We start from the raw sequence: 24,245 nt of genomic DNA, 5'->3' as shown, positions 1-24,245 counted from the left end.
TAGGAGACAGGCATGTCCGATAACGCCACGTCCGCTCTGACAACCAAGGATGCCGTCGCTTCCGCGGAACGACCGACCGAGGCCATCGCTCCGCTTCACCACGCCAGGCTCTACCGGGCCAGCGGCAAGGATCCGCACAAGTTTCTTCACGGGCAGTTAAGCCAGAGCCTGGACGAAATCACACCCGATACGTCACGCCGGGCCGCGGCCTGTAACCCCAAAGGCCGCGCCTACGCACTGCCCCTGTTGGCTGACTACGAAGGCGACATCGTCTTGCGCCTGCCCATCAGCATTGCCGACGAAGTCACCAAACAGCTCAACAAGTTTCTGATGCTGTTCCGGGGGACGGACATGAAGGCCGTGGAGCAGGCCCACCTTTATGGTCTCTGGGGCGAGGCAACAGCGGCGGCATTGGTTCCGGAGTCAGCCGAGCTAAAGCAGCCGGGCGAGTCCATCACGCTGGCGGGCGGCAAACTGATCCGTGTACAGGATACCGCCGAAGGCGTCGCCCGCTACGAATACTGGCAAATCGACGACAGCGCTCCGATTCCGGAAGGCTCGGAAGCCACCGAAGCCGACTGGACCGCAGCGGAAATCAGCGCCGGACTCGCCGAGCTCTCGCCCAAGACCGTTTCCGAGTACGTCCCCCAGATGCTCAACCTGCAGCATGTCGACGGCATCCATTTCAAGAAGGGCTGCTATACCGGCCAAGAGGTCATCGCCCGCATGCATTACCTGGGGCAGCTCAAGAAGAGTCTGTTCCGGCTTTCCTTGCAGAGCGATCAACCCATTGAGATTGGTGCAGCCGTTATTGCCGGCGAAAAGCCAGTGGGCGAAGTATTGAACGCCATCCGGTTCGATGATGGGCACCAGGAAATGCTGGCCGTGGTAAAGCATTCTGCGCTTTCGGTTTCAAACTGGCGCCTCGAAGGTATCGACGAACCGCTGGCGCGCCTTCCCTTGCCTTATAAAGTGCCGGAACAGGAACCAAAGAGCAGCTGAACAATACCTCAGATACGTTTTGTGACGGGCGAACCGGCCTAAATTTGCTATAAATGGAATGCAGCGAGCGGACTCGTATTTGCGCCGGCCGCTCTGCGTCAGCTACCGTTTTAGCGGATTGCTTTTTTTGTCAGTTACTGGTTTTTCAGTTGCCGCTCGCTGCCAGTTACTGCTTATTACTAGTTACCTTACTGCCAGTTACTAGTTACCTTACTGCTAGTTATATCGTCGGATGGAACACCCTAATTATGGCCACGATCTCGGATACCTTAAAGCAAGACATTACTGCAGCTATTGAAAGCGACAAACTGGTGCTGCCCACCCTGCCGGAAGCCGCACTTCAGGTTCGCGAGATCGCCGAGTCCGAAGACTCCTCCATCCAGGACCTGGTCAAGGTCATCAGTACCGATACAGCGTTATCGGCTCGCCTGATCCGGGTCTGCAACAGCCCGCTGTTTCGCGGAGCGCGCCAGATCGAGAACCTCACCATGGCGGTTGGCCGCCTGGGCATGGCCTATACCAGCAACCTGGCCATGGGCCTAGCCATGGAGCAGATGTTCCAGGCCACCTCCGATATGATCGATAAGCGCTTGCGCGCCACATGGCAGACCAGTACCGAAGTGGCCGGCATCTGCCATGTACTCGCCCAGCATTACACCAAGCTGAAGCCGGATCAGGCCACCCTGGCCGGACTGGTCCACCTGATCGGGGTATTGCCGATTCTGCGCTATGTCGAAGATAACGAAATTCAAATCAGCAGTATTATGCTGGACAACGTGATCGACGAACTGCATGCCGACATTGGCGTGAAGATTCTGAAAAAGTGGGATTTCCCGGCCGAGCTACAGCAAGTGCCTGCGGAGTTCGCTAACTTCACGCGCGTCGTGCCCAAAACGGACTACGCGGATTTGGTCATGGTGGCCAACCTCCAGCTGGTCGCTGGCACCGAACATCCGTTTACCGAAGTCGACTGGAACACGATACCGGCTTTCGAACGCTTGGGGCTGGACCCCAACATCGATATGAGTCAGGAAGAAGACTTGAACGCCGAAATGGAAGCGGCCATGGCACTACTCCAGTAAGGGCCTGGAAAACATCTAGTGCACTAGTCAAAAACGCAGAAAGGCCGGTACTTACCGGCCTTTCTTGTATTTGGCGATCAGCTCTTCCTTCGCCGGCAGTTGCCAGTCGATAGACGGGCGACCTTTTTCAGCCAGCCAGTCGTTGGCCTGGCGAAAATGCCCGCAGCCAAAGAAGCCTCGGTGAGCACTCAGGGGCGACGGGTGGGGGCCCTGCAGCACCAGATGCCGCTCGCGATCGATGATGCGGCCTTTTTTCTGCGCGTAGCTCCCCCAGAGCAAAAACACCACGTTCTCCCGCTCCTGGTTGATTAACTCGATCACCTGATCGGTGAAGTGTTCCCAGCCCCGGCCCTGATGGGCGCCTGCCTGCCCCTGCACCACCGTCAGCACCGCGTTGAGCAGTAAGACGCCTTGATCGGCCCAGGGCTGCAAGCAGCCGTGGTCCGGTGGCCGGATACCCAGTTCGGAGTCGATTTCCTTAAAGATATTGACCAGCGATGGCGGCGTTCGCACATCGGGACGGACACTGAAACATAGGCCATGGGCCTGGCCCGGGCCGTGGTAGGGATCCTGACCCAGGATCACTACCCTGACCTTGTCGAACGGCGTCGAGTTCAGCGCATTGAAGCAGTGATGGCGCGCAGGAAACAGTACTTTGCCAGCCTGCTCCTCGTCGGCAAGGAAAGCGCCAAGCGCTTGCATATAGGGCTTCTCGAACTCATCGTCGAGACGTTCCAGCCAACCCCGGCCGGGCTTGAGTTGCTGACGTAGCGCTTCGGTGGCCGGGTGCATATCGCTAACCTTTTTCCGGACGCATGGCCGGGAACAGAATCACGTCCCGGATTGATGCAGAATCCGTAAGCAGCATCGCCAGCCGGTCGATACCAATACCCTCACCCGCCGTCGGTGGCAGGCCGTATTCCAGCGCGGTAACGTAATCTTCGTCGTAGAACATGGCTTCGTCATCACCGGCTTCTTTTTCGGCGACCTGCTCGCGGAAACGTTCGGCCTGATCTTCCGCATCGTTAAGCTCAGAGAAGCCGTTGGCAATCTCCCGGCCGCCGACGAAGAACTCGAAACGCTCGGTGACGAACGGATCGGCATCTTTGCGGCGGGCCAAAGGAGACACTTCGGTGGGATACTCTGTAATAAACGTCGGCTGTATCAGGCGGTGCTCAACGGTCTTCTCGAAAATCTCGACCTGCACCTTCCCCAGACCCCAGCCCTCTTTCAGAGTAATGCCCATGCCTTCGGCAATCTTACGCGCCGCGTCCGCGTTGCCCAGTTGATCCGCCTTGATGTCCGGATTGAACTTGAGGATGGAATCGAACACGGTCAGACGCTCGAACGACTGGCCAAAGTCGTATTCCGCAGTTTCGGTCTCGCCGTTGGATAGCCCACGGGTATTGGTCACCGTGGTCGTACCCAGCACCGTTTGTGCAGTTTCGCGCAGCATAGCCTCGGTCAAGTCCATCAGGTCGTGATAGTCGGCGTAGGCCTGATAGAACTCAAGCATGGTGAATTCCGGATTGTGCCGGGTCGAGAGCCCTTCATTCCGGAAATTGCGGTTGATCTCGAAAACCCGTTCGAAGCCGCCCACAACCAGGCGCTTGAGATACAGTTCCGGCGCAATGCGCAGGTACATGTCGATAGAAAGCGCATTATGATGGGTAATGAACGGGCGTGCGGTGGCGCCACCGGGTATGGCCTGCAACATCGGCGTTTCCACTTCCATGAAATCGCGCTGGGTAAAGAAATTGCGGATGCAGTTGATGATCTTGGACCGCGCGTGGAATACCCTTCGCGTGTCCTCGTTGACCATCAGGTCCACGTAGCGCTGACGATAGCGGGCCTCGGTATCGGTCAACCCTTTGTGTTTCTCCGGCAACGGACGCAGCGACTTGGTCAGTAGAACGTACTTGTCCATGGTCACGTAGAGGTCGCCCTTGCCGGACTTGCTCAGCTTGCCGCGAACGCCCACGACATCGCCCAGATCCCAGTGCCGGGTGTCTTTCTGGACATCCTTGCTGGCATAAATCTGGATACGCCCGGACATGTCCTGCACCACTTTGAACGCCTTACGATCGAGCATAAGCCGGCCGGCGATCGCCACGTCCAGCCCCATCTCTTCAAGCTCCTCCTTGGATTTATCGCCATAGGTTTTTTGCAGCTCGGCCGCAGTCGTCGTTCGGCGAAAATCGTTGGGGAACGGATTGCCCTGCTCGCGCAGATTGGACAGCTTGGCCCGGCGCTCGGCAATGAGCCTGTTCTCGTCCTGGGGTGTGGCGTTCGGGGTTTGGTCGGTCATGATATCTCGCTAGCGTTGACTGGTCCGGATGGGACCCTGTGACATCCGGACCGATGATAATGGAGGGACCCTGCTACCGTCAGAGGGCCATCTTCAGACTGGCTTCGATGAACTTGTCGATATCGCCATCGAGCACGGCTTGCGTGTTGCTGGTTTCAACTTTGGTGCGCAGGTCCTTGACGCGGCTATCGTCGAGAACATAGGAGCGGATCTGACTCCCCCAGCCGATATCGGATTTGGCGTCTTCCTGCTTCTGCTTCTCAGCGTTGCGCTTCTGTATTTCCAGCTCGAACAGTTTGGCCTTGAGCTGTTTCATGGCTTGGTCTTTGTTCTGATGCTGGCTACGGCCAGCCTGACAGGCCACGACGGTATTGGTAGGCAAGTGAGTCAGACGCACCGCCGATTCAGTCCGGTTAACGTGCTGACCGCCCGCACCGGAGGCGCGATAAACGTCAACACGCAGATCCGCCGGATTGATCTCGATCACGAAACTGTCGTCCACTTCCGGCGCTACGAAAACCGAGGAAAACGAGGTATGGCGACGGTTGCCGGAATCGAACGGCGACTTGCGCACCAGGCGATGGACGCCGGTTTCGGTACGCAGCCAGCCATAAGCGTACTCACCCTCGAAATGAATGGTGGCGCTTTTGACACCCGCCACGTCACCTTCCTGCAGTTCGACGATTTCCGTTTTGAACCCGCGGCGCTCGCCCCAACGCAGGAACATGCGCAGCAACATGTTGGCCCAGTCCTGAGCCTCGGTGCCGCCCGACCCGGCCTGGATATCCAGATAGGCGTTATTCTCGTCCATTTCGCCGGAGAACATACGGCGGAATTCGAGCTTCTCCAGATGCTGTTCCAGGCCCGCCAGCTCGCTACGAATGTCATCTGCGGCCTGCTCGTCCTCTTCTTCGTCCGCCATCTGGATAAGGTCCTCAGAGTCGGACAGGCCGCTGGACAACTTATCGATCGTCGTGACGATCAGCTCCAGGTTGGCCCTCTCCTTACCCAGACTCTGCGCGCGTTCGGGATCTTCCCAGACCTTGGGATCTTCCAGTTCGCGCTCTACTTCGACCAGGCGTTCGCTGCGCTGATCGTAGTCAAAGGTACCCCCTAAGCGCTTCGGTGCGCTCCCGGAGGTCTTTAATCGTGTTCAGAATGGGGTTAATTTCCATGTAGCTTCCATCTCGGGGTAAAAAATTCTAAAAACAAAAAATGATCGATAGCCACGGGTTGTGCCCGGTAGAGGCGACGCATTTTACCGGAGATCTGTATGGAAATCAGCCGGCTTAGCGCCGCGGCGGTCAAACTCGCTCGATGTAATCCACCAGCAGTTGAAGCTGAGTCCGGCCCCGGAACGTATTGGCATCGGGCTTGTACACGATACGCGCGCCGGTACGGGTAAAATCCGCGACTTCGGCCCCGGTATTGAAGGCAATGCCATCCAGAATATCACCCCCCGCCTGTGGACGAAGCACCAGCTTGAGGTGGCGTTCGCCTACGATACGCTGGCTGATGACCTCGAACTCGCCATCGAATACCGGTTCCGGAAAGTGCTGTCCCCACGGCCCCGAGCGTTTCAACGCATAGGCGGTCTCCAGGGTGAGTTCGTCCTTAGTCAAAGGGCCATCCGTGGTAATCGTCGCCTCCAACGCATCCTCGGTAATCATTTTTCGAACGGTCGCATCGAAGGCGTCGGCAAACTGCTGGAACGCTGTCGCGTCGACGGTCATTCCGGCAGCCATCGCATGGCCGCCAAACTTCTTCAGCAAGCCGGGGAAACGGGCATCGACCGAGGCCAATACGTCCCGGATATGCAGGCCGGGAATGGAGCGAGCGGAGCCCTTGATCAACTCGCCACCCTCGTCCGGCGCAAATGCGATCACCGGCCGGTGGGTTTGCTCGCGAATACGGGCCGCTAGGATGCCGATCACGCCCTGGTGCCAGTCGGGATCGAACAGCGCCAGCCCCCATGGCAGCCCTTCGCGATCGAGGGACAGCGAAGCCAGCAGCTCCTGGGCTTGCTCCTTCATACCGGTCTCGATCGTACGGCGCTCGCGATTCATCTGATCCAGTTCGGTCGCCAGACGCCGGGCTTCCTCCTGCGTGTCCGCCAACAGGCATGCAATTCCGAGACTCATATCATCCAGCCGACCCGCGGCGTTGAGTCTTGGCCCCACCACAAAGCCCAAGTCCGTGGCACTGATTTGGCTAAAATCCCGCCCGGCGACCTCTAGCAACGCCAGAATGCCAGGCCGGGCCTCCCCCTGACGAATCCGACGCAGGCCCTGCTCGACGAAGATGCGATTGTTCTGATCCAGCGGTACCACATCGGCTACCGTTCCCAAGGCGACCAGATCCAGCAGACATCCCAGATTCGGTGTTGGGCCGTTGAGCATTCCGTGATCGCTCATATACCGGCGCAACGCCGTTAAAACGTAAAACATGACGCCGACGCCTGCAGCATTCTTGCTAAGGAACGGACAGCCATTCTGATTGGGATTTACGATGGCATCCGCAGCCGGCAGGCTATCCCCTGGCAGGTGATGGTCTGTGACCACCACGCGCATCCCCCGGCGTATGGCTGCCTCGACGCCTTCGACGGCCGCAATACCATTGTCGACGGTAATCATCAGGTCGGGCAACGCGCCCTGTTCTTCCAGACGGTCGATAATACCCGGCGTCAAGCCATAGCCATCGGAGAAACGACTGGGTACCCGGAAGTCCAGTTGCCGTGCGCCCATCATCTGCAATCCGAGCACGGCCACTGCGGTGCTGGTGGCCCCATCCGCGTCAAAATCGCCCAAAATCAGGATGCGCTGATCCTGCCTGATCGCCTCCGCAATCAGCTCCACGGCGCGGCCGATACCTCGCAGCTCGAACGGCGATGCCAGTTGCTTGAGGGTATAGTCGAGCTCGGCTTCCGATCGAACACCCCGTGCTTGATAGAGGCGTTTGAGCAAGGGCGGCAGCGAAAGCCCCCAATCGGCGAGCTGCTCCGGCAAGGGACGCCGGATAATCTTACGTGGCGTCATAGTGTGTCGGGTGTGTCGGGTCTTTCAGGATTTCCCGGGCACAGCCATGTCTGCGCTGCGCCCGGATCGAGTTTTAGGTGTTCTTCCAGTGAGCGAGGATAAAGTCCTGAATGGACTGCAAATCATCCTCAAGCACGGTATAGCGCTCATCCCGCTCGAACAAGTCGGCCAGATGGTGCGGCAACGCCGGCTTCACGCCTACGCCGGACTGCTTCACCGCATCCGGGAATTTGGCCGGATGCGCCGTACCCAGGGTGATCATGGGCACGCTGGTATCGCGTCGGCAGTTGCGGGCCGCACGGACACCGATAGCCGTGTGGGGATCGAGCAGGTATTCGTTTTGCTCGAAGATTTCGCGAATCGTTTCGCAGGTCGTCGCATCGTCGACAGCGTCGCTATCGAACAACTTGCGAGCCGCTTTCCAGCGATAATCCTCCACACTCACCGCTTCGGTCTGAGCGCGCTCCAGTAGATCGCGCACTGCGGCGCCATCCCGGCCATGCAGGTCGAACAGCAAACGCTCGAAATTGCTGGACACCATGATGTCCATGCTCGGCGACAGGGTGTGCTCCAACTGCTGCTGCTCGTAGCGGTTGCCGCTCATGAAACGGTGCAGGATGTCGTTGCGGTTGGTGGCGATCACCAGTTGGCTGATGGGCAGCCCCATCTCCCGCGCCAGATAACCGGCAAAGATATCGCCGAAATTACCGGTCGGCACCGAGAACGCCATGCTGCGGTCCGGTCCACCCAGGGCCAGGGACGCCTGAAAGTAGTAGACGATCTGCGCCATGATTCGTGCCCAGTTGATGGAGTTGACCGCCACCAGCTGAGTTTTGCCCTGCAGGAACGACTGATCGCCGAAGCTGGCCTTCACCATCCGCTGGCAGTCGTCGAAGTTGCCCTTCACGGCGATGTTGTGAACATTGTCACCGACGACCGTCGTCATCTGACGGCGCTGCACTTCAGACACCCGCTCATGTGGATGCAGAATAAAAATATCCACATGCTCACAATGGCGGCAGCCCTCAATCGCGGCCGAGCCGGTGTCGCCGGAGGTCGCCCCCATAATGACCACGTGCTGCTTGCGCTTATCCAGTACGTAATCCAGCAAGCGACCCAGCAACTGCAGGGCAAAATCCTTGAAGGCCAGGGTCGGCCCGCGGAAGAGCTCGAGAACCCACTCGTTGCTATCGAGCTGCACCAATGGCGCCACCGCCTTGTGAGCAAACTGGCTGTAGGTCTCGTCCAGCATGGCGCGGAAATCGTCGGCAGGGATCGCATCCTCGACGAACGGATGCATCACCTTGAAGGCCAGCTCGGCGTAGGAAAGCCCTCGCCAGCTGCGAATGTCCTCAAGACTGAACTTAGGCAAGGATTCAGGCACGTAGAGGCCGCCGTCGGGGGCCAGGCCGGTCAGGAGAACGTCTTCAAAACCCAGTGAAGGCGCATCGCCCCGTGTACTGATGTATCTCACAATCTTTTCCCGTCAGGGGCTGCCTAACGCCGCACGCCAGACAACCCAAGTACCTGGAGAGACAGCCGCGCGACCGCCTCCGTTGAAATTCTCGCTAGCTGAAGTTTTCGGCCCGGATACGAACGACCTTATCTTCGATCTCCGCCAGCGCTTCCAGATCCTCGATGGCCCGGTTGATCTGACGCTCCTGCACGGTGTGCGTCAAGATAATCACCGGAATGCGGCCGTCTTCCAGCTCGGATTCCTTCTGCATGATGGATTCGATATTGATACCGTGCTCGCTCATCACAGACGCGATTTTAGCCAGTACACCCGGGCGGTCCAGAGCCTCGATCCGCAGGTAATAGGCGGACTGGATATCTTCCATATCGAGCACTTTCAGGCTATCCAGCGACGACGGCTCGAAGCCCAGATAAGGCACCCGCTGCAAACTTTGGTGTGCGACGGTACGCGCGACATCGACGATATCGGCAATGACCGCAGACGCTGTCGCTTCATCGCCGGCGCCGGGACCGTAATACATGGTTTGACCGACCGCATCGCCATCAACCAGTACCGCATTGAGAACCCCGTCGACCTGAGCGATCAGATGGCTCCGCGGGACCAGTGTGGGATGTACGCGCAGCTCAATACCGGTTTCGCGGCGACGGGCAATGCCGAGGTGCTTGATGCGATAACCCAGCAGCTCAGCATGAGTAATGTCGTAGGGGGTAATTTCGGAAATGCCTTCGGTGTAGGCGCGCTCGAACTGCAGCGGTACGCCAAAACCCGTAGAAGCCAGTATGGTCAGCTTGTGCGCAGCATCAATGCCTTCGACATCAAAGGTGGGATCGGCTTCGGCATAGCCCAGGGCCTGGGCTTCTTTGAGCACTTCATCGAACTCGCGTCCGGCACGCATTTCCGTGAGGATGTAATTGCCGGTGCCGTTGATGATACCGGCAATCCAGTCGATCCGATTAGCCGACATGCCTTCGCGGATCGCTTTGATAACCGGAATACCGCCGGCAACGCCTGCTTCGAACGCCACAATCACGCCGCGCTCAGCGGCTGCTTCGAAGATCTCGTTGCCGTGAACGGCGATCAGTGCCTTGTTGGCGGTAACCACGTGCTTGCCGTTCTCGATGGCGGCAAGCACCAGCTCGCGAGCCACCTCATAGCCGCCAATCAATTCGACTACGATATCTACATCGGGATCGTTGACGACATCAAATACGTCCGTAGAAAAAGGGATCTCACCGAGGTCGATGTCATCGCGACGGCGTCGGGAGGCAATCCGGCTAATTCGAATCGGACTTCCAGCGCGCCCGGCAATCATTTCAGCGTTCCGCATCAGCACGTTATATGTGCCTCCGCCCACTGTACCCAGTCCGCAGATACCGACTCTGACCTCTTTCAAGTTCGTTCCCCTGATCCAGATGAATGGCGTGGATCCAGGACTTTAGGCGTCATTCAAAGTCCCCTAAAACCCAGCTCCAGCGCGGCAGTTTATAACGATTGGCCCCCGAAAAAAACGGCTGGGAGCCAATCCTGCGAACTGGGGACCAAGCGTCGGCCGAGGATATTGCCTAAAGCAGCCCAAGCCCCTGCGCCAGGCGGTCAGCGGGGACATAGCCTCGAATCATATTGCCATCCTCAAGAATGATGGCGGGGGTGCCGGTCACACCGACCTCGCCCCCCAGGCGAAACTGGTCGGCTACCGGATTATCGCAATTTGCCGGCGCGACAGACTCGCCGTTTTTGGCCTTGTCCATAGCCGCGCTGGAATCGTCAGCACACCAGACAGACACATATTTCTTGAAAGACGGCGTGCCCGGTCCAGAGCGGGGGTACCCCAGATAGTGCACCTGTATACCTAATTCGTTGAGACGCGGCACATCCTGATGCAGCTTGCGGCAGTATGGACAGTCGATATCGGTGAAAACAAAAATCTCGGCCTTCACATCGCCATCGGGGGCGTAGCTAATCATGTCATCGCGCTCAACCGTGGCCATCTGCTTCGCCCGCGCTTCGGCGCGGCCCTGCTCGGTCACGTTACTCAAGCCCTGTTCTCCAACCTGATACAGGTCGCCCACCAGGAAATACTCGCCATTCTCGGTGGCATAGATCATTTCTGGATTGTTGGTGGTCACCTCATACAGGCCATCCACGCTGGAGGCCTTCACATTCTGGATCTTCAATCCCGGGATAGAGGCCTCCAGGCGATCGCGGAGAGCCTTTTTCGTCCCATCGTCGGCAGCATAAGCCGCGCAGGAAAACAGACTCAGAATGGCCAGAGCCATGCCCATAAAACGGAGCTTGCACGTATTTGTCATGATGCCTCTTGTTTTAGCAATAAAACCAATTGTCTACGCCGCAAAAACGTTTATTTCGCAGGATAAAACCATTGCAACGATAAAGCGCAATAAGCCAGTGGACAACGATACCGGGACAAAGTTCTGCAGGCCAGTCAGACCACCCACGATCAACCGCGGGGGTGATGAGCCTTATGCAAATCCTGCAGGCGCTGGCGCGCTACATGAGTATAGATCTGGGTCGTGGACAGGTCGGCATGCCCAAGCAGCATCTGCACAACACGAAGATCCGCGCCATGATTGAGCAGGTGGGTGGCAAACGCATGCCTCAGCGTGTGCGGCGATAGCTTTTTCTGGATGCCGGCCCGACTGGCGTAGTGCCTGATACGGTACCAGAACGTCTGCCGCGTCATCGGCTGTGCTCGGTTGCCTGGAAACAGCGCATCGGCCGTCCGCTGCTTCAATAAATCACCGCGTGCTTCGCGCATGTAGCGCACCAGCCAATCCAGCGCTTCCTCGCCCATAGGCACCAATCGCTCCTTACCGCCTTTTCCTGTAATGCGAACCACACCCTGGCGTAGATTGACCTGATCGACGGTCAGGTTCACCAGCTCCGACACACGCAGGCCGCAACCATAGAGAATCTCGAGCATTGCACGGTCTCGCAATTCAATGGCTACGGAGGGATCAGGCTCGCTCAACAGGCTTTCGATATCCTGCTCCGAAAGGGTATCCGGCAAGCGCTTAGGCTGACTGGGGCTGTCAATTCGCAAGGTCGGATCTTCGGCGATCAAGCCCTCGCGGAGCAAAAAGCGATAGAAGCGGCGCAACCCGGATAGGCGCCTGGCAGCCGTGGAGGCTTGCGCACCAGCCGCCATACCCTCGGAAATCCACGCCAGAAGATGGGGGCGAGCGACGCCTTGCAGAAGCGGCTTATCCGGCTGCTTCTCGAGCCAACGCGACAAGCGCGCCAAATCCCCCTGGTAGGCCTCGCGAGTACGTTCACCGAGACCAAATTCAAGCCATAAGGCATCGTTGAACCGACGCAACATGGCGCGATCCTCTGACCGACATTCCTCGACCAAGCAACACCCTCCAGCCAACGATCAACCAGCGTGAGACATACCCGATCCCAGACGCAAAAAGGCAGCCCCGTGAGGCTGCCTTTTTCTTGAGCTGCCGGCTACGCCGAAGCGCAATCGGCTTAACCCAGCTTTTCCTTGATGCGAGCTGCCTTACCGGACAGATCACGCAGATAGTACAGCTTGGCCTGACGCACATCACCACGGCGCTTGACGGTAAGGCTGTCAATCAGCTTGCTGTGAGTCTGGAAGGTACGCTCTACACCCACGCCGTAGGATACTTTGCGCACGGTGAAGGACGAGTTCATGCCACGGTTACGCTTGCCGATGACAACGCCTTCGAAAGCCTGTAGACGCTCGCGATTACCTTCAGTAACCCGTACCTGGATAACAACAGTGTCGCCGGGACCAAACTCCGGGACTTCCCGGGTCATCTGCTCCGCTTCGATCTGACTGATGATGTTGTTCTTGCCGCTCATCGTTAACTCCTGAATACCCAATCTTTCAATGCCCTGTTGACCCAGAGGCACCCGGTTCGTTCAAAACTTGGTCCAACAGCTCACGCTCTTCACCCGTTAGCTGCCGTTTCTCCAGCAAATCGGGGCGCCGCTCCCAGGTCCGCATTAGCGATTGCTTTAACCGCCAACGCCGGATCTGCTCGTGATGCCCACCTAAAAGGACCTCCGGCACCTGACGCCCTTCGTACACTTCGGGACGGGTGTAATGCGGACAGTCCAGCAATCCGTCGGCAAACGAGTCCTGCTCTGCCGACTGCGCATGGCCCAGTGCACCCGGAATGAGGCGGGTAACCGCATCAATCACGGCCATTGCAGCCAGCTCACCCCCGGACAGGACAAAATCCCCCAGGGATACCTCCCGGTCGATCTCTGTTGCGATCAACCGCTCGTCTACCCCTTCATAACGTCCGGCGACGAGTATCAATCGCTCGGCTTGGGCTAGCTCCTCGACCACAGTCTGGGTGAGAGGCTCTCCTTGGGGAGACATATACACAACCGTCGCATGACCACCGGCCGACGCTTTCGCAGCCTGAATCGCATCGCGCAACGGTTCGATCTTCATCAGCATGCCCGGTCCGCCACCGTACGGACGATCGTCAACCGTACGGTGACGATCATGCGTGAAATCGCGAGGATTCCAGCGCTGCACCGAAAGCAGCCCGTCACGCACCGCCCGACTGGTAACACCGTACTCAAGAACAGCGTCGAACATATCGGGAAATAACGTGACTGCGCCGATCCACATGGATCAGAACTCCGGATCCCAGTCCGCCACCATCATGCCGGCAACAAGATCAATGCTCTGAATCACCTGATCCGGAAGATACGGAATCAAACGCTCACGGTTATCGATGGAATTCTGTGTCGGACGTATCACGACGACGTCGTTCGCCCCCGTTTCCATCAGGTGCTTCACCTTACCAAGAACCGCGCCTTCCGGCGTTTTAACGGTCAGCCCTTCTAGCTGATGCCAGTAAAATTCGCCTTCGGGTAGCTCAGGCAAGCTCTTAAGCGGAACTGTGATGTCCAGTCCACAATATGATCGAGCTACTTCGCGATCATCGACACCCTTGAGCCGAACGACAAGACCCGGCCCGTGACGCTTGCCTTCTGTTACTTCAAGACTGATCGGCTTACCGCCTAGACTGACTTGCCAATGCGGGTAATCCAGAATGCCTTCCATGGGAGCAGTATAGGAATAGACTTTGACCCATCCCTTAACCCCAAAAACCGAGGTGATGCGGCCAACCACAGTTTCCTGCGTGTTTTCTGCCATACATTCGCCCCGGTTCGTACAAACGACTAATCAGTCAGCGCTTACTTGGCAGCGGCTTCTTTGAGAAGCTTGGCAACGCGATCACTCGTTTGCGCACCCTGATTGATCCAGTGCTGAACACGCTCCTGATCAACGCGCAGACGCTCTTCCTGGCCACGCGCCACCGGATTGAAGAAGCCAACACGCTCGATGAAGCGACCATCGCGGGCTTTACGGCTGTCAGTGACTGCCAGATGGTAGAAAGGACGCTTCTTGGCGCCACCACGAGCCAAACGGATTGTTACCATTTCGACCAATATCCTGTTCTGTTGTATAAACGTTGTCTTAATCGCGCGGCGTTGGGCATTAAGAGCCTGTGCGCGAAGACCCATACTCGAAAGGGGCGCTATTCTATGCTAAATCCTGGCCAATGAAAACAGCCAACACGGGGTTTTAACAAAGATCCAGGTCGTGGGTTTTACATACGGCCAAACGGCGGCTTACCCCCACCGCCCCCCGGCGGCATCATCCCCTGCATTCCTCGCATCATATTGGCCATACCACCCTTTTTGCCCAATTTTTTCATCATCTTGGACATCTGCTTATGTTGCTTGAGCAGCCGATTGATATCCTGAATCTGGGTTCCCGAGCCGGCCGCGATACGCCGCTTGCGCGCGTTGTTGATGACGTCCGGATAGCGTCGCTCCTTCGGCGTCATGGAACAGATGATGGCTTCAAGCTGACCAACACTTTTATCGTTGACCTGCTGCTGGGCCATCTGGGCCATCTGCCCCATACCCGGCAGCTTATCCAGGAGCCCACCGATACCACCCATACTCTTCATTTGCTGGAGCTGGTCACGAAAATCCTCAAGATCGAAACTCTTGCCTTTCTTGATTTTCTTGGTGAGCCGGTCGGCTTTCTTTTTATCGAGATTGCGCTCAGCTTCCTCGATCAGGGAGAGCACATCGCCCATCCCAAGAATGCGCGATGCCACGCGATCCGGATGGAAAGACTCAAGCGCCTCCGTCTTTTCACCGACACCCATGAACTTGATCGGCTTGCCCGTGATGTGTCGTACAGACAATGCAGCACCGCCGCGAGCATCGCCATCCGTCTTGGTCAAGACGACACCGGTCAGCTGCAGCGCGTCGTTGAATGCCTTCGCCGTATTGGCCGCATCCTGCCCCGTCATGGCGTCGACCACAAACAAGGTCTCCACCGGCTTGACCGTTTTCTGCAAACGGCCGATCTCGTCCATCATCCGCTCGTCAACGTGCAGACGGCCGGCGGTATCCAGGATCACGACATCAATGTGCTTTTTGCGAGCGGCATCAATCGCGCCCTCGGCAATAGCGACAGGATCCTGATCGGCTGAGCTGGGGAAAAAGGTTGCCCCAACATCCTCGGCCAGGGTCTCCAGCTGGCGAATGGCCGCAGGCCGGTATATGTCGGCGCTGACAACCATCACCGACTTTTTCCTGCGCTCCTGAAGGTGACGTGCAAGTTTTGCCACCGTGGTGGTCTTACCCGCGCCTTGCAGACCCGCCATCATCACGACCGCCGGCGGCTGGGCCGAAAGATTCAGGTCCTCGTTGGCCGAGCCCATGACCCGAACCAATTCGTCCTGGACCACTTTTACGAACACCTGCCCCGGGGTCAGGCTACGCTTTACTTCCGTGCCAACGGCGCGACGGCGCACCCCCTCGATGAAGTCTTTAACGACCGGCAGCGCAACATCCGCCTCCAGCAGCGCCTTGCGCACTTCGCGCAGGGTGTCCTTTATATTGTCGTCTGTCAGTCTTGCCTGGCCAGAAATCTTGCGCAGGCTACCGGAAAGACGGTCGGTGAGATTCTCAAACATGGCGACTCAGCATTCTCATCTGTGGTGCATAAAAAGGACGAAGGACCCTCAATGCAACGGTTTGCGGCCCTTCGGAGGCTCCTTAAGATTGATTCCAGTTGCACAATCAGCACATTATAACCAGACTGTCGCTCTGACACGAACAGCCGATTCAGTAACGGACCATGAAAGCTTAATGGGCACCCTCATCCTTGCCGTAACCACACTCTTCCTTTATAGCCTGGGAACTGCGCTGCAGACCCTCGTGTTCCGTGGCAGGATCAAGCCCAACCCCAGCTTGACGTCCCTGATTGGCGCCTTAGCTCTGGTGAGCCACGGAGCTCTGAGCTGGGATATCGTGGCGGGCCACTCGGCATTGAATATGGGGTTTTTCCCCGCCTCCCTGCTGATATCCTGGTTTATGGTGCTACTGCTGCTGATCCTGAATAGCCGCAAGCCGATGCAATTCCTGTTTCTGGCCATTTATCCGCTGGCCGCTCTAACCGTGGTCTTTGTCCTGGCGTTCCATTCACCGCCCCACTATGTATCTCAGAACAACTGGGGGATGCTGGCGCACATCGCCCTGTCGGTAACGGCCTACAGTTTGTTTACCCTGGCCGCCGTCCAGGCGCTATTAGTACACATGCAGAATCGACAACTCAAACGCAATTACAACAGCCTGCTGATTCGCAATCTGCCGCCCCTGCAAACAATGGAGTCACTGCTTTTTGAGCTGCTGTGGGCCGGGGTTATCGTTCTCACACTGGCGATCGTCACCGGGGCCTTGTTCGTCAACGATCTGTTTGCCCAAGACCTTGCGCACAAAAGTTTGTTCTCGATTGTTTCATGGCTGGTATTTTCGGCACTGCTGATTGGCCATTACACCCAGGGTTGGCGCGGCATTACCGCCAGCCGCTGGACCTTGGCCGGCTGCGTCCTGCTGATGCTTGGATATTACGGCAGCAAGTTCGTGCTAGAACTGGTGTTCCAGCGCACCTGACGGGGAGCGCGGATAGCCGGGACTTCACGCCATCACAGCGCTTGACACCCCAGGCTGCTAACTCCTATTTTCTCTCTTCTTATCGATAGCAACAAAAGGATCTTCCTGCTTGAACGAAGCACCGCTTTCGGCGCTGTTCATCCTCCTCGCCGCTCTCATCGTCATGTCCGCGTTTTTCTCCAGCTCGGAAACCGGCATGATGACCCTGAACCGTTATCGACTGAAACACCTCGCCAAGACCGGTCATCGCGGCGCGAAACGGGCCAGCAGAATGCTACAGCGCACCGATCAGCTTATCGGTGTGATCCTGATAGGCAACAACTTCGTCAACATTTTTGCCTCGTCCATTGCGACTGTTATTGCAATTCGCCTTTGGGGCGACGCCGGCATCGCCATCGCAACCGTTCTGCTGACGGTCGTTATCCTTATTTTTGCCGAAGTCACCCCCAAAACCCTGGCCGCTCTATTTCCCGAGCGCATTGCCTTCCCGGCCAGCTATATTCTGCAGCCCCTGCTCAAGATCCTTTATCCAATCGTCTGGCTGGTCAATCTATTTACGGGTGCATTCCTGAAGCTGCTACGCATATCGGCCAAAGACGCCTCTACCGAACATCTCAGCCGCGAGGAGTTGCGCACGCTGGTCAACGAGGCAGGCGCGCTTATTCCACGTAAACACAAAGACATGCTGGTGAGCATTCTCGACCTGGAAAAGGTGACGGTGAACGACATTATGGTGCCCCGCAACGAGGTCGTGGGCATCGACCTGGACGACGACCTTGAAACCATCCTGCGCCAGGCCCGTAACAGCCAGCACACGCGCCTGCCGGTTTTCAAGGGAGACATCAACAACATCCAGGGCATGCTCCACCTGCGCAACCTGTCCAAGCTGCTGATGCAGGACGACATCAACAAAGCCATGATCATGCAGCTGTGCCGGGAACCCTATTTCGTTCCCGAAAGCACACCGCTACACCTCCAACTGATCAACTTCCAGAAGGCCAAGCGCCGCATCGGTATCGTGGTGGACGAATATGGCGACGTATTGGGTATCGCAACACTGGAAGACATTCTGGAGGAGATCGTTGGCGACTTCACCACCGACTACGCAGCCACCAGCCCGGATGTCATCCCCCAGGACGACGGCACTTACATCATCGATGGTTCAGCCCATATTCGTACGATTAACAAGATGCTGGGCTGGAAGCTGCCCACCGACGGCCCCAAAACGCTGAATGGCCTGATTACCGAAACACTGGAGACGATCCCAGAGAATAATGTTTGCCTCAAGGTCAACGGCGTGCGCATCGAAGTTCTGCAGATCAAGGACAATGTGGTCAAAGCGGCGAACGTCCACCCACCGCTAAGGCGCCAGAAACTGCGCGCAGATCTTTAAAAGCTATGCATTGCAGTTATAACGAACGACCGGCTAGGAAGATCAAAATTTAATCGATTTCTTGACCCGCTCGCAGCCATGGCTCAAAACTGACTACGTAGATCTACAATAATAACGCGGAGTCATATCCATGAGCCTAGGTCACACAATGGGGTTGCTGACGGACCCCGATCAGGAATGGGAGTCCATTCGCAAGGACTCCGAATCCGTCACTCACCTTTACTTTGGGCACATCTTGTTTCTGGCGCTGGTACCCGCCTTAGCCGGCCTCTACGGCACGACTCAGGTGGGCTGGCAGATCGGCGACGGGCAGGTCATAAGGCTAACCTTCAGCAGTGCTTTACAGCTGTGCGCACTGTTCTATGCCGCCATGCTGGCCGGCATCTACATCATCGGACGATTCATTGACTTTTTCGCCGCCACCTACGGCGTTCGTGAAGATAACCCAAAAGGCGTTATTCTTGCCGCCTATACTGCAACCCCGGTGTTTCTGATGGGGGTGATCGCCGCTTACCCCAATATCTGGGTGAACATGCTGGTCGGGCTGATCGCCGTAGGCTATTCGGTATATCTGTTGTACGAGGGCTTGCCCATTCTCATGAAAATTCCGGCCGATCGGGGCTTCATGTTTGCCTCCTCGGTACTGACCGTAGGTTTGGTGATGCTGGTGGCACTGCTCGCTATCAGCGTGGTCATCTGGAGTGTCGGTATAGGCCCGGTTTACGTGAGCTGACACCATGCCTTTCCCTAGGGCGCTGCCTGGTTAGTCGCGAACTTCCTCGACAAACCCTGTACGACAGTTAATGAATCAGGCCGTCCTTGGCATAAGGGCGGCCTTTTCACTGTATAGATGTTATATTTTGTTAATGTCATCCCCAGCAATTACACTTTGAGGCTAATACTGTTTATGCTCAAATGATGAACGGAAGTTAATACCTATTTGCATTTGAGCTTTTATAATCCGCGGTGCGTAAGATCTTGATCCCTATAATTATAAGGCAGTTTGCTCGGTCATGTATCCGGTTGAGGCGTAGAAGGAGTTGGCCATGAATAAGCAGTCCGGCATACATTATCTCCACGAGCACAAGAGCCCGGGGAGCGCTGCTGGCTTGCCTAAGGAAATCAGCAAGATCCGGGATACCGTTGTCGCTGGCCTGGGCGATCTGCTGCAAGGCGCCTTTGACGCCGTGGATGACTCCCTATTCGAGCTTGCCAACAACGCGCGTAGCAACAACGAGCAGAACCGCTACTTCGAAGCGATGCGCGAAATCCGCATCAAGCGTAAGGGCGTCGAAAAGCATTTTCAGACAGCCGTCAGCCAGCTTTTCGTTCAGCCACCGCGCACGACCTCCCCAGAGGTGGTCGACCACAGCGGAACCACGGCGGAAACGCTGTCCCTGATCCAGAACGATGAGCTGGAAGAACAAGTCGCGCTCAACGCCATGATTTCCAAGTCCCGCGCCTATTTCCAAGGGCCGCTGATACAGCTTCAGGCGCGGTTCAGCTCTATCTATCCCAAAGCCAGCGAAGAAGATCCAGTCAATCCGCTGGCGCCGGAACACCTATGCAGTGCTTTCGTCGAAGCCGCCCAGGCTCTGGAGATCCAGATCCGCGAGCGGCTGATCGTACTCAAGCAGTTCGACCGTTATGTCGTATCGAATCTCGGTATGCTGCTGGACGAGGCCAACCGGATCCTGATTCAGGCCGGTATCATTCCCAACTTCCGTTTTCATGGCAAAACAGGCCAGACAGCACAGAAACCTCAGCCCGAGTCAGTCAAAAAACCGGTCGCCGATGGCGAAGTGCCGGGTATGGGTGGCGCCGATCGAAGTGACGCTGTTTTCGAGCAAATTCGCGAACTACTGGCGCAACAACGCAATAACGGGGGCATGCCGCGCTCGTCGAACCCCAGCCTGCACGTCGTCGCCGGGGCAGAGCTTTTCCAGTTGCTGGCCCACATCCCCCACGACCCCAACACCCATGCTACCGATAATCTGAGCAAGGGCGAGCCGATCGTCGTCGACCTGCATGAGGTCGTTCAACACCTGCTGCAGCAACAAAAGCCCAGTGACGGTAAGCCCGCCGCCCTAAGCGAAGCGGACGAAGACCTGATTAACCTGGTGTCAATGCTGTTTGACTTCATCCTCGATGACCACAATTTGTCGGCGCCCATCCAAGTGCTGATCAGCCGGCTCCAGATCCCCATCCTTAAAGTTGTGATCAAGGATAAAACGTTTTTCAGCCGCGCAACGCATCCAGCGCGCAAGCTGCTCAATGCCCTGGCCCGGGCTGGTATCGGCTGGAGCGAGAGTGACGAAAAGGTCCGCGACAAGCTGTATGAGCAAATTCACAATATCGTGCTGAGGGTTCTCGACGAATACGACGGCGATATTGCCTTATTTGAACAGCTCAACGAGGAGTTCGACCAATTCCTGGCCCGGGAAAACCGCAAGGCCACCCTGGTAGAACAACGCACCCGCGAATCCGAACGCGGCCGCATCAAATCACAGAAAGCCCAAGAGACGGTCGATCAACTCCTGCAAGAAAAACTCCGTCGCCATCAGGTCCCCGATACTATCCGCAATATTCTCGTTAACGGCTGGAGCCGGGTGATGTTCCTGGCCTACCTGCGCAATGACGTTGAGCACCGCTGGAACCAGTCCGTTCGGGTGGTTGACGATCTGATCTGGTGCTTGCATCCGCATCTCGAAGATGACGAGCGCGATCAATGGGTTCGCGTTGTGCCGGGACTGCTCAAGAGCTTGCGTGCGGGACTGGAGGAAGTGTCCTATAACTCGACCGGGCTTGATGCCATGATGAGCGACCTCAAACACGAGCTGACCGAAGCCTTCCGAGCTCATGCCCTCGCCGAGGCCCGCGCCGATTCACCGCCCGAACAGGGATCCGCGGTAGCGGTCGACAGCGGGGAGGTTGAACTGGCATCCGAAGATGGCTCCACGGCCATCGCGCGGCAGCAGGAAATCGAAGACGCCGCCACTGCCGAGTACATCAGCAAAATCGATGAAATCGCCGTAGGTCACTGGGTCGAGTTTAATTTGGTTAACGGCGCGCGCTTTCGCTGCAAACTTTCAGCCGTCATTGAGGAAGCCGATTGCTTCGTCTTCGTCAACCGGATGGGCCTTAAGGTTATCGAAAAAAGCCGCACCGACCTGGCTCACGAAATGCGTCGAGGCCGCCTAACCATCTTGGAACAGGGCGCGTTAATCGACCGGGCTCTCGATGCAGTTGTCGGCAGTTTGCGGCGGAGTGCGGGATAGACTGACTACCGCTGTCGCGAGTTGATGCAGGAGCCACATGCCGTTGCCCCGTCACCAGAATGGCCAGCCGACCTATCGCCTGGTGCTTACGCTGTCGGTGGCGTTCCTGCTGCACACGCTTATCCTTGCGGCTATCCTGCATAATTGGGCACTCGAGCCGACCCCCAAATCCTCGACCGTCCGTTTCACGCTCCTGGCCGACCGTCAGGAAGCCAGTAAGGCAAGCGCGCCCAGCAGGAGCAGCGCAGCCTCATCGCCCGCCAAGAATGAACCGGCGCACAAGACACCCGACCCATACCGCGCGGACGCTCGTCCCGAGGCAGCGCCTACAAGGGAACCTGCTCCGGCGGAGCAACAACGCCCGCCAACAAACCAATCTGAATCACTGTCCCTTGAGGCAGGCGAGTCACATCGCTCATTCTCGCCGCGGAACAGCCCCCGCATGGATGCAGCCTCCAATCCCTCCAGCGCATCTAGTCAATCCAGTATGCCTAGCCCTCCCGGGGCACCCAGCCAGCAAAACAGCGCAGGCTCGCCCGTTGAAACGCCGACGCCCGACATCAGAGAAGATCGCGCCCAATTGCCGGAAGAAGAGATCGAGCAAGATCCCTACGTCAGCTTGCTGTGGCGGCACATAAGCGACGAATTGGACAGCCGGCCGGTACGCTCTATACGCAGCCTGAAGCAGGTTCGCACGGTAAGGTTGGAGTTACATCTATTGGAAAGCGGGGCTTTGAGGCGCGTGGACACCGTTGAAAGTTCCGGAAAAGCAACGCTTGATCTGGCAGCCCGGCAAAGCGCCCTGGCTGCCAGCCCCTATCCCGAGCCTCCGGAATCGGCTCGGGATCGAGGTTTTCGTTTTCAGGTGGAGCTTAGATTCTCCCCGCGCGCCGAATGATTCGACCCTACGATAGGCGCATCGCACCCCACGGCAGGAGCCTCCAGCTCAGAAAAGAGCTTTACCTCAGGACAAGAGCCCTCAGCCCAGGGCGAAAGCCTTCAGTCTAGACCAAGGACCTCAGACTAGGAGAGCCGTCAGCTCAAATGAGAGCATCAGTTCTCGGTGCTTTCACTTTTCGGGGCAGCAGCCTTGACCATTTCAGCCAACTCGCCATTCTCTGACATTTCCAGCACGATATCGCAGCCGCCAACCAATTCGCCATTGATATAGAGCTGCGGATAAGTCGGCCAGTTGGAGTACTCCTTGAGTGATTCGCGCAACTCCTGATTATCCAGGATATTCACGTAGGCAAACCGCTCACCGCAGGCCATCAGCGCCTGAACCGTGCGCGCGGAAAAGCCGCACTGGGGCTGCTGGGGAGAGCCTTTCATGTACAGGATAATCGGATTGTCCTGAAGCTGGCTTTTGATCGTTTCATTGATATCCATAGACAAATCTACCTCGTCGTCGTGCCGGCCATTCGGGCCGACCAGTCGCATGTCGCGGAAGTTACTAAGAAGTGACTAAATTTATACCCATTGTACACAGCCGCCGGAATTCTGGCCATGGAGCAACCCGCGCGGCCATTCTGTAGCTAGCTCCAGAACGGCCGGTTCCGTTACGCTCTCCTCCTATCTGAGGGCGCCCCTCACATTGTCAATATCCGCATTTGCCGATACTATGCCCAGTCTGTTTCGCGACAGGCTCGTTGACCAGCAAACAACGCTATTGTACCGGTGCGGATTATGGCCGCTTGCCGGTGTTCTCTATTTCCCTGAGCCCGACAAAGAACCCCTGAACCCTCCTTATTTAGATCAAGTACGGAATCAGATGCATGGCTGCCAGACATTTTCTTACGTTGTTGGATTTTTCCCCGGCTGAGCTGGATCAACTGATCGATAACGCCATCAGCCTGAAGAAAGGCTGGCGTTCGGGCGAAATCCGAGACTCGCTCAGAAATCGCGTACTGGCCATGATCTTCGAGAAAGCGTCCACCCGGACCCGGGTTTCCTTCGAAGCCGGCATGACCCAACTGGGCGGCAGCGCACTCTTTCTCTCGCCCAACGATACTCAGCTTGGTCGCGGCGAACCTATTGAGGACTCTTCCCGGGTTATTTCCAGTATGGTGGATGCGGTGATGATCCGGACATTCGAGCACGACAAGATCGAGCGGTTTGCCGGAGCGTCCAGTGTCCCGGTCATCAATGCCTTGACCGATCAGTTTCACCCCTGCCAGCTACTGGCCGATATGCAGACTTTCCGCGAGCACCGGGGCAGCATTCGGGGCGCCACCGTGACTTGGATTGGGGATGGCAACAATATGTGCGACTCGTACATCAACGCTGCCGAGCAATTCGGTTTCAAATTGCATATTGCCTGCCCGGAGGGCTACGAACCGGACGCGGAACTGCTTGACGCCAATGCCGACCGGGTGAAGGTCATACGCGAACCGGAAGAAGCCGTTCGCGGCGCTCACCTGATCGCGACGGACGTGTGGGCCTCCATGGGCCAGGAACAAGAGCAGGCCATCCGCGCGCGCGCTTTCGCGCCCTATCAGGTCACCCCCAAGTTAATGAAGCTGGCAGATCCCGAAGCATTATTTATGCACTGCCTGCCCGCCCATCGCGGCGAAGAAATATCCGAGGATATGCTGGAGCACGCCAGCGCAGTGGTATGGGATGAGGCGGAAAACCGCCTTCACGCCCAAAAAGCGCTGCTCGAATTCCTCATCCTGGGCGGCTGA

Annotated in this window: 22 protein-coding genes; 8 read left to right on the top strand and 14 right to left on the bottom strand. The window is 57.3% G+C overall.

From position 1 onward, the window contains the following. Positions 1–12 precede the first annotated feature (12 nt). Positions 13–1,002, top strand: coding sequence for a CAF17-like 4Fe-4S cluster assembly/insertion protein YgfZ (gene ygfZ, locus FXO11_RS05340; protein WP_148861931.1), 990 nt, complete (start codon positions 13–15; stop codon positions 1,000–1,002). 248 nt (positions 1,003–1,250) lie between these two features. Continuing rightward, a complete protein-coding gene (locus FXO11_RS05335; RefSeq protein WP_148861930.1) occupies positions 1,251–2,084 on the top strand; it encodes an HDOD domain-containing protein in 834 nt (277 codons plus the stop codon). A gap of 51 nt (positions 2,085–2,135) precedes the next feature. Here FXO11_RS05335 and ung read toward each other — a convergent pair whose 3' ends face one another. The 13 genes from ung to ffh all read right to left on the bottom strand — a co-directional run bounded on the left by ung (position 2,136) and on the right by ffh (position 15,911). Continuing rightward, positions 2,136–2,876: a uracil-DNA glycosylase gene (gene ung / locus FXO11_RS05330; RefSeq protein ID WP_148861929.1), complete on the bottom strand. Its 741-nt coding sequence runs from the start codon at positions 2,874–2,876 to the stop codon at positions 2,136–2,138. 4 nt (positions 2,877–2,880) lie between these two features. Then, positions 2,881–4,392 carry a lysine--tRNA ligase gene (gene lysS / locus FXO11_RS05325; RefSeq protein ID WP_148861928.1) on the bottom strand — a complete coding sequence of 504 codons (1,512 nt, stop codon included), beginning with the start codon at positions 4,390–4,392 and terminating at the stop codon, positions 2,881–2,883. 79 nt (positions 4,393–4,471) lie between these two features. Beyond that, a protein-coding gene (gene prfB / locus FXO11_RS05320) for a peptide chain release factor 2 (RefSeq protein ID WP_148861927.1) occupies positions 4,472–5,567 on the bottom strand; the annotation gives its coding sequence in 2 pieces (ribosomal slippage) (positions 4,472–5,494 and positions 5,496–5,567; 1,095 coding nt in all). A 129-nt stretch (positions 5,568–5,696) separates the two neighbouring features. Continuing rightward, the gene (recJ, locus tag FXO11_RS05315; RefSeq protein WP_148861926.1) at positions 5,697–7,427 is read right to left on the bottom strand and encodes a single-stranded-DNA-specific exonuclease RecJ; all 1,731 of its coding nucleotides are present in this window, start codon (positions 7,425–7,427) and stop codon (positions 5,697–5,699) included. Between the two features lie 73 nt (positions 7,428–7,500). Then, on the bottom strand, positions 7,501–8,901 hold the full coding sequence (gene thrC, locus FXO11_RS05310) for a threonine synthase (RefSeq protein ID WP_148861925.1): 1,401 nt from the start codon (positions 8,899–8,901) through the stop codon (positions 7,501–7,503). A 94-nt stretch (positions 8,902–8,995) separates the two neighbouring features. Next, entirely contained in the window at positions 8,996–10,297 is a 1,302-nt protein-coding gene (locus FXO11_RS05305; RefSeq protein ID WP_148861924.1) for a homoserine dehydrogenase, read from the bottom strand. Positions 10,298–10,466: 169 nt separating this feature from the next. Next, complete coding sequence (locus FXO11_RS05300) at positions 10,467–11,213, bottom strand: DsbC family protein (protein ID WP_148861923.1); 747 nt, start codon at positions 11,211–11,213, stop codon at positions 10,467–10,469. Between the two features lie 149 nt (positions 11,214–11,362). After that, positions 11,363–12,244 (bottom strand): site-specific tyrosine recombinase XerD, encoded by an 882-nt coding sequence (xerD, locus tag FXO11_RS05295; protein WP_148861922.1) that lies wholly within the window; start codon positions 12,242–12,244, stop codon positions 11,363–11,365. Positions 12,245–12,396: 152 nt separating this feature from the next. After that, entirely contained in the window at positions 12,397–12,753 is a 357-nt protein-coding gene (gene rplS, locus FXO11_RS05290; RefSeq protein ID WP_148861921.1) for a 50S ribosomal protein L19, read from the bottom strand. A 25-nt stretch (positions 12,754–12,778) separates the two neighbouring features. Next, positions 12,779–13,537 (bottom strand): tRNA (guanosine(37)-N1)-methyltransferase TrmD, encoded by a 759-nt coding sequence (gene trmD / locus FXO11_RS05285; RefSeq protein WP_148861920.1) that lies wholly within the window; start codon positions 13,535–13,537, stop codon positions 12,779–12,781. 3 nt (positions 13,538–13,540) lie between these two features. Next, a complete protein-coding gene (rimM, locus tag FXO11_RS05280; RefSeq protein WP_148861919.1) occupies positions 13,541–14,068 on the bottom strand; it encodes a ribosome maturation factor RimM in 528 nt (175 codons plus the stop codon). Positions 14,069–14,109: 41 nt separating this feature from the next. Continuing rightward, positions 14,110–14,355, bottom strand: coding sequence for a 30S ribosomal protein S16 (rpsP, locus tag FXO11_RS05275; protein ID WP_148861918.1), 246 nt, complete (start codon positions 14,353–14,355; stop codon positions 14,110–14,112). Between the two features lie 170 nt (positions 14,356–14,525). Continuing rightward, complete coding sequence (gene ffh, locus FXO11_RS05270) at positions 14,526–15,911, bottom strand: signal recognition particle protein (RefSeq protein WP_148861917.1); 1,386 nt, start codon at positions 15,909–15,911, stop codon at positions 14,526–14,528. 175 nt (positions 15,912–16,086) lie between these two features. Here ffh and FXO11_RS05265 point away from each other — a divergent pair, with 175 nt between their 5' ends. From FXO11_RS05265 to FXO11_RS05245, 5 genes are all read left to right on the top strand, one after another. Beyond that, a complete protein-coding gene (locus FXO11_RS05265; protein WP_148861916.1) occupies positions 16,087–16,890 on the top strand; it encodes a cytochrome C assembly family protein in 804 nt (267 codons plus the stop codon). A gap of 109 nt (positions 16,891–16,999) precedes the next feature. Then, the gene (locus FXO11_RS05260; protein ID WP_148861915.1) at positions 17,000–18,283 is read left to right on the top strand and encodes an HlyC/CorC family transporter; all 1,284 of its coding nucleotides are present in this window, start codon (positions 17,000–17,002) and stop codon (positions 18,281–18,283) included. Positions 18,284–18,413: 130 nt separating this feature from the next. Continuing rightward, positions 18,414–19,016: a Yip1 family protein gene (locus tag FXO11_RS05255; protein ID WP_148861914.1), complete on the top strand. Its 603-nt coding sequence runs from the start codon at positions 18,414–18,416 to the stop codon at positions 19,014–19,016. Between the two features lie 313 nt (positions 19,017–19,329). Beyond that, positions 19,330–21,561, top strand: coding sequence for a DUF1631 domain-containing protein (locus FXO11_RS05250; protein WP_148861913.1), 2,232 nt, complete (start codon positions 19,330–19,332; stop codon positions 21,559–21,561). 37 nt (positions 21,562–21,598) lie between these two features. Then, positions 21,599–22,459: an energy transducer TonB family protein gene (locus FXO11_RS05245; RefSeq protein ID WP_148861912.1), complete on the top strand. Its 861-nt coding sequence runs from the start codon at positions 21,599–21,601 to the stop codon at positions 22,457–22,459. A 155-nt stretch (positions 22,460–22,614) separates the two neighbouring features. Here the strand turns inward: FXO11_RS05245 and grxD are convergent, their stop codons facing one another. Continuing rightward, positions 22,615–22,950, bottom strand: a complete 336-nt coding sequence (gene grxD, locus FXO11_RS05240; RefSeq protein ID WP_148861911.1) for a Grx4 family monothiol glutaredoxin — start codon at positions 22,948–22,950, stop codon at positions 22,615–22,617. Between the two features lie 386 nt (positions 22,951–23,336). Between grxD and argF the strand changes: the two genes are divergently transcribed. Beyond that, positions 23,337–24,245 carry an ornithine carbamoyltransferase gene (gene argF / locus FXO11_RS05235; RefSeq protein ID WP_148861910.1) on the top strand — a complete coding sequence of 303 codons (909 nt, stop codon included), beginning with the start codon at positions 23,337–23,339 and terminating at the stop codon, positions 24,243–24,245.

The sequence above is a fragment of the Marinobacter fonticola genome (genome assembly GCF_008122265.1).
In the GTDB taxonomy this organism is placed as follows: domain Bacteria; phylum Pseudomonadota; class Gammaproteobacteria; order Pseudomonadales; family Oleiphilaceae; genus Marinobacter_A; species Marinobacter_A fonticola.
This window is presented reverse-complemented; position numbering and strand designations above follow the sequence as displayed.